We start from the raw sequence: 16,866 nt of genomic DNA, 5'->3' as shown, positions 1-16,866 counted from the left end.
TCATTATATTATAAACGTTTTCAAATAAGGAAATATTAAATTTAACCATATATATGAATATTTTACCTATTTCCTTCGTTTTTCTTTATTTTTCTTCTATTTTCTCAATAAATCAAAATAAAATAAAAAAATGAAAGAATAAAAAAACAAAAAAGAACTACGGTTAACACCTTAGTTCTTCTCATCTTCCCCGCCTTTTGCGAGCTAATAATAAGCGGGGGATGCCCCCACTTATTAAAGTTTCACTTTATCGTAAAGCACGCTTTGGTAATTTATCGATATTCTCTAACATAATACCTGTACCAACCGCAACACATTGCATTGGGTTTTCAGCAATTAATACTGGTACTTTTAGTTCTTCTGCTAGAAGCATGTCGATACCGTGTAGTAAAGCTCCACCGCCTGTTAGAATAACACCGCGGTCGATAATGTCCGCAGATAGTTCTGGTGGCGTGCGCTCTAGTACGCCTTTTGCAGCTTGTACAATGATAGCCGCGTCTTCTTTTAGTGCTTCTGTAATTTCTTCAGAGCATACTGTAATTGTACGTGGTAAGCCCGTTACCATGTCACGTCCGCGAATTTCAAGCTCTTCGCTACGTGCACCTGGGAATACTGTACCAACTTTAATTTTAATATTTTCTGAAGTACGTTCTCCAATTAATAGCTTATACTTACGTTTAACGTAGTTTAAGATCTCCATATCAAACTTATCGCCAGCCATTTTGATAGAGGAAGAGGTAACAATATCACCCATAGATAGTACAGCGATATCCGTTGTACCTCCACCAATATCAACAACCATGTTACCGCTTGGTTGGAAGATTTCCATACCAGCACCAACTGCGGCTACTTTTGGTTCTTCTTCTAAAAATACTGTTTTACCACCTGAACGTTCAGCAGCCTCACGAATTGCTTTTTGTTCTACTGATGTGATATTTGTTGGACAACAAATTAAAATGCGAGGTTTTGAAAAGAAGCTCTTCACGTCCAATTTGTTAATGAAATACTTTAACATTGCTTCTGTAATTTCGAAATCTGCGATTACACCATCTTTAAGCGGACGAATTGCTACAATATTACCAGGTGTACGTCCCACCATACTTCTTGCTTCTTCACCTACTGCTAATACTTTACCTGTGTTACGATCAATTGCCACAACAGATGGCTCATTTAATACAATACCTTTGCCTTTAACATGAATTAATACATTAGCCGTACCTAGGTCAATTCCGATATCTCGCGCAAACATTCCCGTCATTTCCTCCTCGATATTCAAAATCAGGTTACACCCGAATTCTTTTACACCTAATTTCTGATTTTATCATAAATTTAACAGAAACGTAATATTCGCAAAAAGAATTCTTCTGAAAAATATTACCGAATTGAAACGGAATGTTTGCGATCGCATATTTATTGACGGACCGGCTTTTCTACATCTTCTTTTCTATACTTTTGCTTTGTTGCTTCTCCGCCTCTTAAATGACGAATAGACTTATGATAATCAAGAATTTCTTTCACTTCATTTGCGAGCTCTGGATTAATTTCTGGTAGACGTTCCGTTAAATCTTTATGGACTGTACTCTTTGATACCCCAAATTCCTTTGCAATGACACGCACTGTCTTTCTTGTCTCCACGATATACTTACCAATCTTGATAGTTCTCTCTTTGATGTAATCGTGCACACCACTCGCCTCCCTAAATTGGATGTGAGAAGTGTGAAATGAGCCTCGCTGCATACGACTAAGAAGTAAGTGTGAGTGCTGTTTGTAAGCGTTAAACATTCTTGGATTTATAATGAAATGATTCACGATTTCTCACCTCAAACACTCTCTTTGCTTTGGTTTATACCATTGTATTGCCCGCACTACTGATATATGCTACATGTTCACTATTTTTGCGGACTAAGTGAAGAAAAATTACGTTTTTTTGTGAGAAATACGTTAACAGTGACTATTTTGGCGAAAAAAATGACACCTTGTATATAAGGCGTCATTCTTCTCGTTCCAACTCTTCTTCTAACAATTGATGGTGGGGAACCTCTTTCTTACTGGCAATATAATAATATAAAGTGAATAAAACAAACAATAAAATAATAGCAGTCGACAGAACAAACAAAAATGACACAGTATCCCCTCCCTTTTGTAATATATATTCGAGAATCTCGTCATATTTCCTTGTTATTGCAACTTTTTTCTCGAAATTGAGTATTTTTATATAAAGTGAAACTTTAATCAGTGGGGGACACCCCACTGATTATTAGCCTTCACCAATCGGGCTTTTACGGGCAGTTGCCCCTAACCTAACTTCTTAGCTTTCACTGAATTTTGAAATAGGGGTCTTACTGCCCGTTAATGCGGGGTAAAAGTAAAAAAATCAGCTCTCCTAGTGAGAACTGATTTTTTCACTTTCTTATTCTTGTGAAGAAGAACTGTTAGATGATTCTGTAGAACCATTTGTTGATTTTTCTTCTTTCTTCGGCTCTTCCTTTTTGTCACTAGTCGAACCGCTTGTTGATTTCTCTTCTTTTTGAGACTTGTCTTCTGTTTTATTTTCTGGTTTCGTGCTTGTTGACTTCTCTTCTTTTTGAGATTTGTCTTCAGCTTTTTTACCAGAAGCGTTCGTTGCCTTTGCAGCACCTGCATCAGCTTTAATTTCTGCTACTGACTTATTTAAGTAGCGCTCAGGGTTCACAGCCACGTTGTCTTTACGTACTTCAAAGTGAACGTGAGAACCTGCTTCTTTATTCATTGCACTTAGACCGGATTTTCCTAATACTTCACCTTGTGCAACTCGTGCACCTTTTTCTACTTTCACACTGCCTAAGCTTTGATAAGAAACTGCTACACCATTTCCGCTATCAACTGTTACAACATAACCAAGAAGTGAATCTTTTTCAGCTTTCGTTACTGTACCGCTTAAAGCAGCAGCTACATTGAATTCTTTTCCATTCTTCGCAGCAATGTCAATTCCTTTATTTGGGGAATATGTGTTGTTATAAAAGACAAGTGCTTTTTCTTGTTCCGCCTCAGTTGCTGCATCTTCATAGAATTTCTTCTGTACGACTACTTCCGCATTCGCGGCTGCTGGCATTTTCACTACTTCTGAAGATTTCGTTACTGGTACTGCTGGATCTTCCGATTGTGTATACGGTGTTGCTTGATCTTGGTTCGGAGTCTTCTTCGGATTAGCTCCTTGGAACCATAGCGCAACCATTAAAATTACCGCTGCACAAGCAATGTATAGTGCCGGAAACACCCATCTTTTTTGAAATAAATGTACTACCTTTTGCGACTTTTTATTATTTCTTCCTCGCATTCCATCATCACCTCAGCAATCATTTTGAACAATATCCACGTATCCTATACAACGTATAACTAATTACTTTTCGACAAAATCTGTAAAAATATGTATAGTAATTGTAAAATTTCCGAGGAAATGATAGAAAAAAGAAAAAACTGAGCGTTTCGGCTCAGTTTTTAATCTAATTGTTTCTTTTTATATACGATCAAACATGCAATAAGTGAAATAATAAGCCAAGCTCCAACATTTATCATATGCCCACTAATACTACTAAACCCAGCACCCTCTACTAAGCTTTTAATTGCTTTTTCAAGGTGAGATGTTGGAAGATAACTAATCATCGTCTTAATTACTTCATTTTCAACCATTGGCTCAAATTGTACAGCTAAATACATCGTCATTAATATGGGCATTCCGATTAGTGATGTTTGGGGGACAGACTCAGCTAGTAATCCAATCATTGTTCCAATTAAAGTAAATAGAATTGTTCCACATAAGAAAACAAATGCGAGTAATAAAAAATTTCCACTTAATTGATCTAAAATGAATAAGTTTACAATGGAAATACCTAACGTTAAACATGCTGTTAATATACTTTTCCCAAGAAGAACTTCCACAGAAGAAGCCGGTGATAGCATTAACACACGTAACGTATGTTTTTCTTTCTCTTCTGCAATTACCATTGATTGAACAAACCCTGCTACAAATAGAAAGGACATTAAAGTAATAATGCCAACTCCTGCCTGCCCTTCTCCAAATCGGCTAAATATAAATGCAAATATAATTGGTAAAGATGCCATTAACAAAACTTGTGAATTTGTCTTAAAATCCTGTACTTCTTTTCTAAAAATAGCTGATACACGTCTCATTGAAAATGTCATTATAATCCCCTCCCAGTAACTTCAATAAAGATATCGCCTAGCGTTGGTTCGTGTGAATGAATCGATAGTAATTCGCCCTTTTTCATCCATTCTGAAATACGTTTTGCACCTAATTCGTCTTTTTGCACGACTTCTTTTTGCTTATCTTTTAATACGACTTGTATTTGATCTTTCGCGTATTGTAAGCGAAGGTTTTCTGGTGTATCAAGCGCTACAATTTCTCCGCCGCATAGAAAGGCGATGCGATTACAAAGCGTCTCTGCTTCTTCCATATTGTGAGTCGTTAAGAAAATCGTCGTTCCTTCTTTATTTAAATCTTTTAAGACTTTATGAATGTTTTGTACGTTAACTGGATCGAGTGCAGATGTTGGTTCGTCTAAGAAGAGGATATCTGGTTTATGGAGGACTGCCCTTGCTAGTGTAACGCGTTGCTTCATCCCTTTTGATAGTTTCTTTACTAATGTTTTTTTATCATCTAATAGATTCACTTGCGCTAGCACTTCATCGATTCGTTCTTTTTTACAATCGTATAAATCGCAAAATAATAGTAAGTTATCATAAATGCTAAGTCTTTCATATAAACCGCTGTTGTCTGTTAAAATACCAATTCGTTTATAATCGATGCTGCTTGGTCCTGTAATATCTTTACCTAGTACCCTCACTGTTCCAACGCTATGCAGCAATTGAGAAGTTAAAATCTTTACTGTTGTTGTTTTTCCAGATCCACTCGGTCCAAGGAATCCAAAAATTTCTCCTTGCTTCACCTCAATATTTACATTTCGAAGTGCCGTTTTTTCGTTGAAACTTTTCATTACATCTTTCATTTCAATTGCCAATGTCATCTCGTCATCCCCTTTGTTTTTCTTTTTATAGATGAAAGTCGCTTTAGCGCTTTTCGTTTGTTTGTTTCGCTTTTCTTGACTCAATCATATGAAAAACAAAGGAGTTACGCAGTAAAATACCGGTAAAAGGAGTATTTTTACCGGTGAATGAATCGTATTTTAAGCTTATTGGAGCAATTTTTATAGCCCAATCACACCTTTTAATTCATCCATTCGTCCTTTCGATAACGGAATTGAACTTTTTCTTTCGTCATCCAAAATTAAACTAAAACTGTTACGAGTCCACGTAATCACTTCTCGCACTCTTTGTAAATTCACAAGGTACGAGCGATGACATCTAAAGAACCCGAATCCTGTTAATCTCGCTTCTAGTTCACTTAATGTTAATGCACATACGAAATCACCTTCACGCACATGAATATGTGTCACTCCGTTTTGCGTTTCGATGAAATGAATTTCCATCGGATCAAGTAAAATGATTTTATCATTCACTTTCGCTGGTATTCTTTCTAACTTCATTTGCGGAATCATTTGAACAACCTTTTCTTCATCCACCTCTTCCACTTCTTCTTGTTCGATTTCTACTTTTTTCACGCCATCATTGTTTAATATGTATACATCTTCTGTTAACGAAAGGGCGTCCGATAGGAAAGATGATGTAATAAAAATCGCCTTTCCTTGGTCTTTCATTTTCATAATCGCTTTTCGAGTAATAATTGTACTCTCTGTATCTACATTTTGCTCTGGCTCTTCCAAAATAACTAAGTCTGGATTATGAATCATAACACGCCCGATATGAAGGCGACGTTTCTCTGAAAATGATAGTTTTTCTATTTTAATGTTTAATTTATCTAAGAGGCCGACATATTGCACTACTTCTTCTGTGCTCATATTTGATTCATACAGTCCTATTAAGAACTTGAAGTATTCCTTTACCTTCAAACGATCATATGCCTCATCTTTCAAGAAACAAAAGCCGATGCGGGAATAATGTTTCTTTCCAATCGCTTCACCTTCAAATAGCACATTACCAGTTGAAGCTTCTTCCTCACCAATAATGATGCGGTGCAACACTTTAGCTGTATGGTTATTACATTGCAAAACAACACATTGTCCCTTCTCAACCTTCAGTTCAACTGCCGGCAACTGATTCGTTTTTCCTAATTGTTTCAACTCCAGTAGTGCCATTCCGTCTCCCCCAAATACTTTTTATCCTATTATACCAAACAATTAATGGAAGATTTAGATATTTTATGAAGTATCATAAAAAGAAGGCTATCCAAATGAAAGGATAGCCTTCTTCTCTAGTTTTGCTCTATATACGTCTTGAGCTGATCACGCAGCGCTTTCTTTAAGAATTTCCCTACAGATGTTTTCGAAATTTCGTTTATAAATAAAATATCACCTGGCATCCACCATTTCGGAAATTCTGCTTCTAGTAAAGCGTACAGCTCTTCCCTTTCTACTGCTTGTCCCTCTTTTAATACAACGCAAGCAACGGGACGTTCTTGCCATTTTTCATGCGGCACCGCCACAACAGATGCTTCTAACACTTTATCGTGCGACATTAAGGCATTTTCTAAATCTACGGAAGAAATCCATTCGCCTCCACTTTTAATTCAGTCTTTCGTACAATCAGCAATCTTAATACATCCTTCCGAATCAACCATGACAATGTCTCCTGTATAGAGCCAACCGTCTTTCATTGATTCTTTTCTGTACGTTCATCCTTATAATAGCTTCCAGCGATCCATGGGCCCTTTAAACAGAGTTCTGTCACCACTGAACATTGACGATTTTTTTAATATATCAACGATTCGATAAGGAACCTATCTACTAACAAAAGAAAACCGTCCCAATATACCTCTTGGAACGGTTTCTTTTCCCCCTACTTCTTCACCATCAACTTTCCTTCATAATCATTCATCGACTTTATTTCGACACCTTTATAATAATGAGCAACGATATCTGTATATTTCTTACCTTCCGCTGCCATGCCATTTGCTCCGTATTGGCTCATGCCAACGCCGTGACCGAATCCCTTCGTTGTAACGACGATTTTATCCCCTTCTTGTTTCCATGTGAAGTCAGAAGAGCGTAAATCTAACTTTTCACGAACTTGCTTTCCTGTTAATGTTTTCCCTTGAAATGCTACATCTTTTACTCGCTTTCCTTCCGTAAGATCTTTAATATTTCCAACCTTCCCATCTGCCAACACCTTCACACCGAGACGCTTTTGAAAGTCAGCTACTGTAAAGGTTTGCTCGCTCGTAAATTTTGGAGAGGCTTGATCCCACGGACTATCTACGCTCTTTAAGTACGGATAATCATTTCCCCAATAATCAGCTGCATTTTCTGTCCGGCCATTACTCGTTGAGAAGAAGGATGCTGAGATTGGTTTTCCATCATACGTTAAAACTTGTCCTGCGGTTTTCGAAACGGCTTCTTCGATTTTCTTCAAATTATTTTCGTAGTTATTGCCCCATTGTTTCTTCAATTCTTCTTTACTTTTGTACACTTGATCTTTCACCGTATCGGTCACGTCCGCATTGTTTTTCTTACCTCCGCTTAGCATACGCTGTACCACAAATGTTCTCGCTGCTAATGCCTGCGCCTTTAGCGCCTCTATTTCAAAACTGGCATTCATCTCAGAAGCTACTACACCGGTCACATACTCCTCCATAGGTAATGTTTCTACCTTCTTTTGCCGATCACGATATACAGCAACTTGAACCGCTGTATCCACTTTCCCTGGAGCTGGTATACTTTCTATCGCTGGAGGAGTTTTAGAAGCTGCTTCTTCCCCTACTTTTGCTTTCGCAAACGGAATAACAAGAGCAGCAGGTACAATGATAACGAGCGCTATTAGAAGCGCTACTGTGATAAAAAGTGGCTTTGAAAATTTCATCTTATTTCCCCCAATATCCAAAAGCTTTACTCCATTCATTCTTATGGAACAACTCTTTCTTTTAGAACATACTTAAGGGGAACCAGCTAAAACGAAAATTTTCTAAATATTTTTACTGGTACGTGCATAAGTATAGAATTTATTGACTATAACAGTAATAACCCAAAAAAATAGTCCCTACGTCAAAAGACGTAGAGACTATTTCAATTAAGCGTGAAGATCAGAAACTTCTTGTTCTTTCATTTCTTCTACTTTTTCGTTTACACGTTCAATAGTTGCACCTAATGCAGCTAATTTCTTATGGAAATCTACATAACCACGGTCAAGATGCTTTAACTCAGTTACACGAGTGTAACCTTCAGATACTAAACCAGCTAAGATTAATGCAGCAGCAGCACGTAAGTCAGTTGCGCCTACTTCAGCACCTTGTAAGCTGTTTGGACCGTTCATAATAACAGAACGACCTTCGATTTTAATATCAGCATTCATACGACGGAATTCTTCAACGTGCATAAAGCGGTTTTCGAATACCGTTTCTGTAATCATACTTGTTCCATCAGCTTGTAGTAATAATGCCATCATTTGTGATTGCATGTCTGTTGGGAAACCTGGGTGAGGCATAGTTTTAATATCAACCGCTTTTAACTTATCTGGGCCGATAACACGTACACCTTCATTTTCCTCAATAACTTTAACACCCATTTCTTCCATTTTCGCTGTAATTGAGCGTAAATGTTCAGGTACAGCATTTTCAATTAAGATGTCTCCACCAGTAATTGCCGCTGCAACCATGAATGTTCCCGCTTCAATACGGTCAGGAATAATAGAGTGGTTTCCACCATATAATTTATCAACGCCTTCGATACGAATCGTTCCAGTTCCAGCTCCGCGTACTTTCGCTCCCATCGCATTTAAGAAGTTAGCTAAGTCAACGATTTCTGGTTCTTTCGCTGCGTTTTCAAGGATTGTTGTCCCTTTTGCTAATGTAGCTGCAGACATAATGTTTTCTGTCGCGCCCACGCTTGGGAAGTCTAAATAAATTTTAGCTCCTTTTAGTTCTCCCTCAACGTATGCCTCAACAAAACCATTACCAACCTGTACTTTTGCTCCCATTGCTTCGAAGCCTTTTAAATGTTGGTCAATTGGACGTGAACCAATTGCACATCCACCAGGAAGTGCAATACGAGCACGGCCGTTACGTGCAAGTAATGGTCCCATTACTTGAACAGATGCACGCATTTTACGTACATATTCAAATGGTGCTTCAATGTTTAGTTCTTTAGAAGCATCGATTGTTACTTGGTTATTTTCAAATACGACTTCAGCATTTAAATGACGTAATACCTCATTAATTGTGTATACATCAGACAAAACTGGTACTTCAGATAGTACATTCTTTCCATCACTCGCTAATAGGGCTGCAGCGATTATAGGTAATACAGCATTTTTTGCGCCCTCAACACGCACTGTGCCGTTTAACCGCTTTCCGCCACGGACGATGATCTTTTCCAAATTATTCCCCTCCGTGTCCTTTTTTCAGTATCTATTCACTCAATACTCAGAAGTTATGATCGGTGTGCCAACCACAATTGTATCTTTGTTGTCTGTAGAACGTATTGCTATTTGCACATTTATTTTCTCTCTATTTGTTGAAAGAGCGTCATCCCACTTTTTATTGTATGCGGAGACTGACACAAATGCTCTTTCTTCTATCTGTTCGATCGCTCTTGCTGAAAGATCTTTCAAAAACTGATTGGTTTTATTTTGCAAAACACCTTCAATCTTATCATTCAGTACACCTTGAACACAAGTGTAAATTATAGGTTTTTCACTAAAAATTTTATTTGTTTTCTGAATGTACTTCGGGTCCCATTTCGCCCCGCTTACTTCAAAAATAATGAAAGTGTTTTCTTTAGTATTTTCCTTACTCCATGTTACTACTACTCGTTCTTCATAAGAAGAAAACTTTTTATAGGATGTAGCTTTATATCCATCTGGAGATTGCTCTAATTCCCACTTTTGAATATTCGCCTTGTCCTTCACATCGTTTAACAACTTTTGAAACATATGTATATTAGAAATTGTTTTTGTTTCTCGCGCTAACCATGACCACTTCTCTACTTTAGCATCATTTTTCTCTAAAGTTGCAATCATGCTCTCCATTTTCTGTTCATCGCTGATCGGTTTCATCTCTCTATATCCAACCAAAAATAAAACAACACTTATCACAACAATAAGAATGGCTTTAAGCTTCAATTTCATCCCCTCCTATCCCCATTGTTAACGGAGATATGAGGTTCTATACACTTACTTTACTAAATACGTTAAACTCTTTGAATAGCCTAAATAATCAAGGAAAAAGTTACTTACAGATGTCCCAATTGCAATTGTAATTAGGATGAGTAACACTCGCGTCTGCATCACCTTTCCAGACTTCATTAAACGCTCAATGTGAACACCTTGTAAGGCCCACCACGTAATGGTAATAAACAATAAATGCGAAACAATGGCAATCAGTGCTTGTTGCCCTAAAAGATGTGCCAAAAAATCGACCCCTTTTTACCCAGCTACTACTTACGAAATACTATAAAAACGATACCATAATAAGTAGGAGCCACACTTTTTCAAATACAAATAAGCATCTTACATTTTACATCATAATTTGCTCTCAAAAAACATATACCTACATGCATTTTCAATTATAATTCACACAAAATAAAAAGCGCAGAGTAACAACTCCACACCTTTTATTTTCACTATTGTACCACGTTCCCTAAGAAGAAGAAATCCTTCATTAATGGAAAATATTCATAAAAGAAATTGTATCCAATCATCGGCATAATCCCTAGTATTACAATCGAGATTGCACAAAGGCTCATAACAACCTTTATATTCAATGGCAAACGAATTTTCTCTTCCACTCCTCCCGTCCGGAAAAACATTTGCTGTAGAATACGGAAATAATATACGAATGAGATGACTGTCGTCCCCATCATAATAGAAGCTAGTACGTAATGAGCTGGCTCTACATGCAGTGCACCTAAAAAGATGTTAATTTTCCCGATGAAACCAGCTGTTCCTGGTATCCCGGCCAACGATAATATAAAAATCGTCATCACTATCGCTGTAAATGGCGATCGCTTATATAATCCGGTAAAAATGGTAATGTTTTCTTTGTTACTTTGTAAGATTAAGCCGTGAATAATTGCAAATGCGCCTATATTCATAAGCATATACGCAAGCATGTAAAACCACATGCTATCCATCGTAAATGGTGATAATGCTACAAGCGGAACGAGTAAATACCCCGCATGCGCGATTCCCGAATAGGCAAATAGGCGTTTTACGTTATATTGCTTTAACGCTACTACGTTTCCAATAATCATCGTAATACTCGCTAGTACTGCAATGTATATGCTCATACGTCCGTATAAAGATTGCATGTCTCCTTGTACCGATACACTTGCAAAAACCATGAGAAACAGACGAATAATGAGTAAGAATCCAGCAATTTTAGAAATCGTCCCGAGAAAAGCAGTAACAGGCGTAGCCGCTCCCTCATACACATCTGGTGCCCACATATGAAACGGCACTGTCGCAATTTTAAACGAGAGTCCAACGAGTAATAGTAGAAATGCGAGAGCTAACAATAACTGAATACCACCAACAAGCTCCCCTGCGAATACTTTTTGCATATCCACGATATTAGTTGATCCTGTAATACCGTATAAATAACTCATTCCAAAGAGCGTAATTGCCGTTCCAATTCCTCCGTTAATGACATATTTCATGGCCGCCTCGTTTGACGCACGGTTCCTTTTTCGTATTCCTACTAAAATATATGAAGAAAGTGAAAGCAATTCTAAACCGACGAAAAGTGTAATGAAGTCGATACTAGAAGCCATAAACATAGCCCCAAGAAGTGCCATTAAAAATAAGTAATAATATTCTCCCTTATCTTCAATTGGATTCTTCTTATCATCGCTCATGGCGGTGCATAAGATGAGGGCCGCTCCGCCTAATAACAACGTTTTAAACCCTTTTGAAAAACCATCTAACACAAACGATCCATTTAAAATATCTCCTGTCGGTTCACCGTATAGCGTGATTAACGACACGATTGCTAATATGACGGCTGCGATTGCACTAAGCGCTACATATCTATGATTCAACTTAAAAAACAAATCACATATGGAAAGAAGGATGGCAGCTCCGAGAATAATGAATTCTGGCACCATGAGATGCCATGATAAGCTAAGTAACGTATTCATATCCATCCTACTTCACCCCCAATGTTTTCAATGTATTTTGAAGCGGATCCCCTAGTATTTCTGGCATTACTCCAATTGCAATAATGCAGAAGATAAGTAGCAATATAGGCACATACTCCCATCCGTGTATATCAGCTTTCGCCTCCCACTCTTTCTTACCAAATGTTACTTGAAGTGTCGCTCTCAATACGTATACAGCGGTTAAAATGATGCCAAGTACACCGACTGCAGCAATGACTGGCTCCCCTTGGAATAAACCGAGAAAGGCAAGAAACTCACTAACAAATCCAGACATTCCTGGCAATCCAAGCGATGCCATTCCTCCTGCTAAGAAGAATCCGCTAAGTACCGGGACACTTTTTGCGAGTCCGCCAAGCGCTGTAATATCCGACGTTCCAAAGCGCTGTTCTATAACGCCCAGTAAGAAAAAGAGTAAGGCTGCAATTAAACCGTGAGAGACAACTTGGAATAGTGCCCCTTGTATACCTGGTGCATTTAACGCCGCAAGGCCCATTAATACGATGCCCATATGCGAAATACTAGAGTAAGCAAGCACCTTCCGAAAATCCGTTTGGATGAGCGCTAAGAAGGCTCCGTACAATAAATTGATGACTCCTAAAATCGCAATAAGCGTTGCAAACTCGCGAAAGTATTCCGGGAATAGCCCCTTTCCGAAACGAATCATACCGTATGCCCCAATCTTCAGTAAAACGCCCGCGTGAAGCATAACTACAGCCGGATGCGCTTCAATATGCACATTGACCATCCAGCGATGTAACGGGAAAACGGGTAGTTTAATCGCAAAAGCAATCATTATGGCAAGAAACAATCCGAACTGTAAGCTACTTGAGACAGCCATTCCTCCCCCAGCACCTACACTCGTTAATATTTCTTTAAGCTCTGTAATATTTGTTGTACCTGTTTTTGCAAATAAAACTGAGAAAACGATGAGTAAAATAGCGGAGCCAATACCGTTATATATTAAATAACTATAAGCAGCCTTTTCACTCGACAATTTCCCCCACTTTCCAATTAATAAAAACATTGGCGGCAACGTAATTTCAAAGAAGATAAAGAACAACATTAAATTTTGAGCAGCGAAGACGCCGAACATCCCTATTTCTAACATGAGTAGCAGCATATAAAAGGCTTTCAAGTTTCTTTTAATAGTAAATGCCGCAATTGCTGCAAGCATCGCTAGAAGGGCTGTCAGCACCATCATAACGAGCGATAAACCATCAATGCCGAGCTCGTAATAAATGGAAAACCATCTTTTATCCACCGCTGCAAAATCCCCAAATTTAATCCATTTCACTTTTTCATCGAATAGCGACAAACTCTTTCCAGAAGCATATGTACAAGCGAGGACGATAGCGATTCCAAATGGAAGCGCCGTCCCAAATAAACCAAGCGCTCGCACAGTACGCGATTCTTTTTTTGGCGTTAATACAAGTAAGAGAATTCCTAAAAGCGGGGAAAAAATGAAGAACGTTAATAACAAATCATTCATCGTAAATCCCCTCCCGTATAGAGCAAAATAATGACGAGTACTGCAAGCGAAACAGCTGTTACAGTGCCGTACACTTGTACATTTCCGTTTTGGAGTCTAGAACCGAGTCCGCTTATCCCTTTAACTAGACTCCCTATTAAAACGGCAATTCCTTCGACTACATACACCTCAAATAAGCGAAGCACATGAGCGATTCCCTTCGTAATAGGGAGCACCGTCATATTGTATAGTTCATCCACATAATATTTTTCTTTCAAAAGGTTATAAAGAGGTGTTCCATCGCCCCCAGCCCAATCTCTAGAAATAGATTTCTTGCCATATATGAAATATGCAAGAGCAATCCCAGCCAAGGAAACGAGCGTCGCAACAATCATAATCCAAACTGGTCCATGTGCCTCTCGCACTTTAAATGCTACATCTTTCGTAAGCCAATCCCCGAGGAATGTCCCAAACCATGGTGTATTCATATAACCCGCCACTACGGCGAGAACACCAAGGACGATCATCGGATACGTCATAACGCGGGGCGATTCATGCACATCTTCCTTTGTCTTTGCTTCCCCAGTAAAGACAAGGAAGTAGAGCCGGAACATGTAGAATGCTGTTAAAAATGCTGCAATTACTGCTAATATGAATAAAACGTAATTGCCATTCATCCAAGTCACCGCTAAAATTTCATCTTTACTAAAGAAACCAGAAAGGAGCGGAACCCCACTAATTGCAAGTGTACCGATTAAAAATAGTGCACCCGTTACTTTCATCTTCTTCTGTAAACCGCCCATTTTATTAATGTCTTGCGTATGCACTGCATGAATGACACTTCCTGCCGCCAAAAATAGTAGCGCTTTAAAAAAGGCGTGTGTCGTTAAATGGAAAACACCAGCTACATAACCAGCAGATCCTAATGCGAGCATCATATAACCTAGCTGGCTAACCGTAGAATAAGCAAGCACTCTCTTTATATCCGTTTGTACAAGACCGATAGAAGCCGCAAAGATTGCCGTGAAAGCTCCAACGATTGCCACTGTCTGCATCGCCACCGCACTTGCTGAAAATAGCGGGAACATCGTCGCCACTAAATACACGCCAGCTGCGACCATCGTCGCCGCATGAATAAGTGCCGAAACAGGCGTAGGCCCCTCCATTGCATCTGGTAACCACGTATGAAGCGGGAACTGACCTGACTTCCCCATCGCCCCGATAAAAATTAATATCGCTGTTATTGTAATCATCGTAGGGGTAAGATCACCTGTATGAATCGCTCTAAAAATTGCGTCATATTCAAAACTACCTGCATGCCAGAAAATTAAGATCATCCCAATAAATAAACCGACATCTCCAATACGAGTCATAATAAAAGCCTTTTTCGCAGCAGCTTTCGCTTCTTCTTTAAAGAAATAAAAACCGATGAGTAAAAATGAACCAAGGCCAACTAACTCCCAAAATATATAAAGCTGTAATAAATTCGGTGATATAACGAGCCCGAGCATTGCAAATGTGAAGAGCCCTAAATAGGCATAAAAGGTTGGTAATCTTTCATCACCTTTCATATAACCTTTCGAATACACATGTACAAGTAAACTCACAAGTGTAACGATAAACAGCATTAAAGCCCCTAATGCAGTCACTTCAAAGCCAAATGATATATCAATATCTCCCGTTCTAAGCCATACCCACTTATGCTTCAATCCTACTTTCGAAAACCGTTCTACTAATACAAGTACCGCAAATATAAAGGAGAGAAAGACGAGGAAAATACTAAGTACACTGCTTCCTTCTCTAATTTTCTTCCCGAATATAAGTAATAAAAAAAACGAAACAAGCGGGAAAAGCGGTATGAGCCATGCATAATCGATCATTGTTTCCTTCCCCCTTTTCGGTCACAATGTTATCCTTTGAGCGTATCCATTTCATCTACATGAACCGTCGTACGATTACGATACAAAGCAATTAAAATGGCGAGTCCTACCGCCGCCTCCGCTGCTGCTACAGCCATCGTAAACAGAGAGAAAATTTGCCCTGTTAAATTTGGGAACAAACCTAATTTACTAAACGCGACTAAATTTAAATTGGCCGCGTTTAGCATTAATTCAATACAAACTAATACAATCACTGTATTTCGCTTCGTTAAAGCTCCAAACAAACCGATGCAAAACAAAATAATCGCAAGCGTTAAATATGCAGAAGCTGGAACACTACTCATTGGAATCCTCCTCTTTCTCATCCTTCTTCGCAAGTATAATCGCGCCAACAAGTGCTACAAGTAAAATAACTGAGGTTAACTCAAATGGAATAATATATTTCGAATAGAGAAGTGTACCGATTTGAAGTGTGTTTTTTTCATGGAGAGGTAAACTTCCTTGTGTGCTTTCATTTGCAAAATCAATATTGTTAACAGCGAAATACATAACTGCCCCAAATGCTACAACCGCAAAGAAGATAATCCATTTTCGAAGAGTAAGACGCGATTCATTTTCTGCGTTATGTTGCGTTAACATAATGCCAAAAATCATAATAATTGTAATCGCACCGGAGTAAAGTAAAATTTGTGCAACTCCGATAAATTCGGCCGATAAAAGAAAGTACAAACCTGCGATACTAAGAAATGTCAGAACGAGAGCTAGCATCATATGCATGACTTTCGTTAAGTTCAACATAAGAACACCGCCGATAATTGCAGACAAGGATAGTATAAAGAATGCTACAAACTCGCCATTCATGCTTTATTCTCCTTCCTGACGTTTTCGTCGTTTTCGTCAAGCCATTGCAAATTTTTAAATAAATCATCACGTGAATATTCCGCGAGCTCAAAGTTATTTGTCATAACAATCGCCTCTGTCGGACAAACTTCTGTACATAAATCACACAGAATACAAATTTCAAAATTAATATCGTACGTGTCGATAATTTTTCCTTTTTTCGTAGGATCCGGATGTTTTTTTCCTGTTAACTGAATACAGTCTGTCGGACAAATGTTGGAGCATTGGTTACAAACAATACACTTTTCCGGATAAAACTTTTGAATACCTCGAAAGCGGTCTGGCAACGGCAACGGTTGATTCGGATAATCGTAAGTCACCTTCTTCTTACTCAAATTGCTTAATGTATATTTTAATCCTTTAAATAGTCCTTTCATCTCTTACTGGCACCCCC

General features: G+C 38.4%; 17 protein-coding genes and 1 pseudogene. All 18 read right to left on the bottom strand.

What is annotated here, in order from left to right; genetic code table 11:
• Window positions 1-247: 247 nt before the first annotated feature.
• The gene (gene mreB, locus DN392_RS09065) at window positions 248-1,249 is read right to left on the bottom strand and encodes a rod shape-determining protein (RefSeq protein ID WP_000457990.1); all 1,002 of its coding nucleotides are present in this window, start codon (window positions 1,247-1,249) and stop codon (window positions 248-250) included.
• A gap of 161 nt (window positions 1,250-1,410) precedes the next feature.
• On the bottom strand, window positions 1,411-1,683 hold the full coding sequence (gene spoIIID / locus DN392_RS09060) for a sporulation transcriptional regulator SpoIIID (protein ID WP_000544012.1): 273 nt from the start codon (window positions 1,681-1,683) through the stop codon (window positions 1,411-1,413).
• A 307-nt stretch (window positions 1,684-1,990) separates the two neighbouring features.
• On the bottom strand, window positions 1,991-2,125 hold the full coding sequence (locus tag DN392_RS09055) for a hypothetical protein (protein WP_000008907.1): 135 nt from the start codon (window positions 2,123-2,125) through the stop codon (window positions 1,991-1,993).
• Window positions 2,126-2,410: 285 nt separating this feature from the next.
• Window positions 2,411-3,316 carry a stage II sporulation protein SpoIIQ gene (locus DN392_RS09050; RefSeq protein WP_048566705.1) on the bottom strand — a complete coding sequence of 302 codons (906 nt, stop codon included), beginning with the start codon at window positions 3,314-3,316 and terminating at the stop codon, window positions 2,411-2,413.
• Between the two features lie 161 nt (window positions 3,317-3,477).
• Window positions 3,478-4,182: an ABC transporter permease gene (locus DN392_RS09045; RefSeq protein ID WP_088321284.1), complete on the bottom strand. Its 705-nt coding sequence runs from the start codon at window positions 4,180-4,182 to the stop codon at window positions 3,478-3,480.
• The gene (locus DN392_RS09040) at window positions 4,182-5,024 is read right to left on the bottom strand and encodes an ABC transporter ATP-binding protein (RefSeq protein ID WP_088321283.1); all 843 of its coding nucleotides are present in this window, start codon (window positions 5,022-5,024) and stop codon (window positions 4,182-4,184) included. Before DN392_RS09040 ends, DN392_RS09045 begins: the two co-directional genes overlap by 1 nt.
• Window positions 5,025-5,204: 180 nt before the next feature.
• Complete coding sequence (locus tag DN392_RS09035; RefSeq protein ID WP_088321282.1) at window positions 5,205-6,212, bottom strand: LytTR family transcriptional regulator DNA-binding domain-containing protein; 1,008 nt, start codon at window positions 6,210-6,212, stop codon at window positions 5,205-5,207.
• A 116-nt stretch (window positions 6,213-6,328) separates the two neighbouring features.
• A pseudogene (locus DN392_RS09030) lies at window positions 6,329-6,798 on the bottom strand (AMP-binding enzyme); the annotation flags it as partial.
• A gap of 114 nt (window positions 6,799-6,912) precedes the next feature.
• Window positions 6,913-7,932 carry a stage II sporulation protein D gene (spoIID, locus tag DN392_RS09025; RefSeq protein WP_048566710.1) on the bottom strand — a complete coding sequence of 340 codons (1,020 nt, stop codon included), beginning with the start codon at window positions 7,930-7,932 and terminating at the stop codon, window positions 6,913-6,915.
• 207 nt (window positions 7,933-8,139) lie between these two features.
• Window positions 8,140-9,444: a UDP-N-acetylglucosamine 1-carboxyvinyltransferase gene (gene murA / locus DN392_RS09020; RefSeq protein ID WP_088321280.1), complete on the bottom strand. Its 1,305-nt coding sequence runs from the start codon at window positions 9,442-9,444 to the stop codon at window positions 8,140-8,142.
• 39 nt (window positions 9,445-9,483) lie between these two features.
• Window positions 9,484-10,188, bottom strand: a complete 705-nt coding sequence (locus DN392_RS09015; protein ID WP_000767922.1) for a YwmB family TATA-box binding protein — start codon at window positions 10,186-10,188, stop codon at window positions 9,484-9,486.
• Window positions 10,189-10,239: 51 nt separating this feature from the next.
• The gene (locus DN392_RS09010; protein WP_000940744.1) at window positions 10,240-10,476 is read right to left on the bottom strand and encodes a DUF1146 family protein; all 237 of its coding nucleotides are present in this window, start codon (window positions 10,474-10,476) and stop codon (window positions 10,240-10,242) included.
• Window positions 10,477-10,688: 212 nt separating this feature from the next.
• Entirely contained in the window at window positions 10,689-12,203 is a 1,515-nt protein-coding gene (gene nuoN, locus DN392_RS09005; protein ID WP_368681387.1) for an NADH-quinone oxidoreductase subunit NuoN, read from the bottom strand.
• 7 nt (window positions 12,204-12,210) lie between these two features.
• Window positions 12,211-13,713, bottom strand: a complete 1,503-nt coding sequence (locus DN392_RS09000; protein ID WP_064057286.1) for an NADH-quinone oxidoreductase subunit M — start codon at window positions 13,711-13,713, stop codon at window positions 12,211-12,213.
• Complete coding sequence (gene nuoL, locus DN392_RS08995) at window positions 13,710-15,572, bottom strand: NADH-quinone oxidoreductase subunit L (RefSeq protein WP_088321278.1); 1,863 nt, start codon at window positions 15,570-15,572, stop codon at window positions 13,710-13,712. The genes DN392_RS09000 and nuoL overlap by 4 nt, the downstream gene beginning before the upstream one ends.
• Window positions 15,573-15,601: 29 nt before the next feature.
• Window positions 15,602-15,916, bottom strand: coding sequence for an NADH-quinone oxidoreductase subunit NuoK (nuoK, locus tag DN392_RS08990; protein ID WP_000100078.1), 315 nt, complete (start codon window positions 15,914-15,916; stop codon window positions 15,602-15,604).
• On the bottom strand, window positions 15,909-16,433 hold the full coding sequence (locus tag DN392_RS08985) for an NADH-quinone oxidoreductase subunit J (protein WP_001012824.1): 525 nt from the start codon (window positions 16,431-16,433) through the stop codon (window positions 15,909-15,911). Before DN392_RS08985 ends, nuoK begins: the two co-directional genes overlap by 8 nt.
• A complete protein-coding gene (nuoI, locus tag DN392_RS08980) occupies window positions 16,430-16,849 on the bottom strand; it encodes an NADH-quinone oxidoreductase subunit NuoI (protein WP_000677191.1) in 420 nt (139 codons plus the stop codon). Before nuoI ends, DN392_RS08985 begins: the two co-directional genes overlap by 4 nt.
• Window positions 16,850-16,866 lie beyond the last annotated feature (17 nt).

The sequence above is a fragment of the Bacillus sp. BB51/4 genome (assembly GCF_008368845.1).
In the GTDB taxonomy this organism is placed as follows: Bacteria; Bacillota; Bacilli; order Bacillales; family Bacillaceae_G; genus Bacillus_A; species Bacillus_A wiedmannii.
The sequence above is the reverse complement of the archived record's forward strand: the minus strand, read 5'-3'. Positions and strand labels throughout refer to the sequence as shown.

What these genes read in the sequence shown, in the direction of transcription:
- DN392_RS08985 (WP_001012824.1), bottom strand. Translation starts at nt 16,433, where the DNA reads ATGAATGGCGAGTTTGTAGCATTCTTTATACTATCCTTGTCTGCAATT.
- spoIID (WP_048566710.1), bottom strand. Translation starts at nt 7,932, where the DNA reads ATGAAATTTTCAAAGCCACTTTTTATCACAGTAGCGCTTCTAATAGCG.
- nuoI (WP_000677191.1), bottom strand. Translation starts at nt 16,849, where the DNA reads ATGAAAGGACTATTTAAAGGATTAAAATATACATTAAGCAATTTGAGT.
- DN392_RS09035 (WP_088321282.1), bottom strand. Translation starts at nt 6,212, where the DNA reads ATGGCACTACTGGAGTTGAAACAATTAGGAAAAACGAATCAGTTGCCG.
- mreB (WP_000457990.1), bottom strand. Translation starts at nt 1,249, where the DNA reads ATGTTTGCGCGAGATATCGGAATTGACCTAGGTACGGCTAATGTATTA.
- DN392_RS09000 (WP_064057286.1), bottom strand. Translation starts at nt 13,713, where the DNA reads ATGAATGATTTGTTATTAACGTTCTTCATTTTTTCCCCGCTTTTAGGA.
- DN392_RS09045 (WP_088321284.1), bottom strand. Translation starts at nt 4,182, where the DNA reads ATGACATTTTCAATGAGACGTGTATCAGCTATTTTTAGAAAAGAAGTA.
- DN392_RS09050 (WP_048566705.1), bottom strand. Translation starts at nt 3,316, where the DNA reads ATGCGAGGAAGAAATAATAAAAAGTCGCAAAAGGTAGTACATTTATTT.
- DN392_RS09040 (WP_088321283.1), bottom strand. Translation starts at nt 5,024, where the DNA reads ATGACATTGGCAATTGAAATGAAAGATGTAATGAAAAGTTTCAACGAA.
- nuoK (WP_000100078.1), bottom strand. Translation starts at nt 15,916, where the DNA reads ATGAGTAGTGTTCCAGCTTCTGCATATTTAACGCTTGCGATTATTTTG.
- nuoL (WP_088321278.1), bottom strand. Translation starts at nt 15,572, where the DNA reads ATGATCGATTATGCATGGCTCATACCGCTTTTCCCGCTTGTTTCGTTT.
- nuoN (WP_368681387.1), bottom strand. Translation starts at nt 12,203, where the DNA reads ATGAATACGTTACTTAGCTTATCATGGCATCTCATGGTGCCAGAATTC.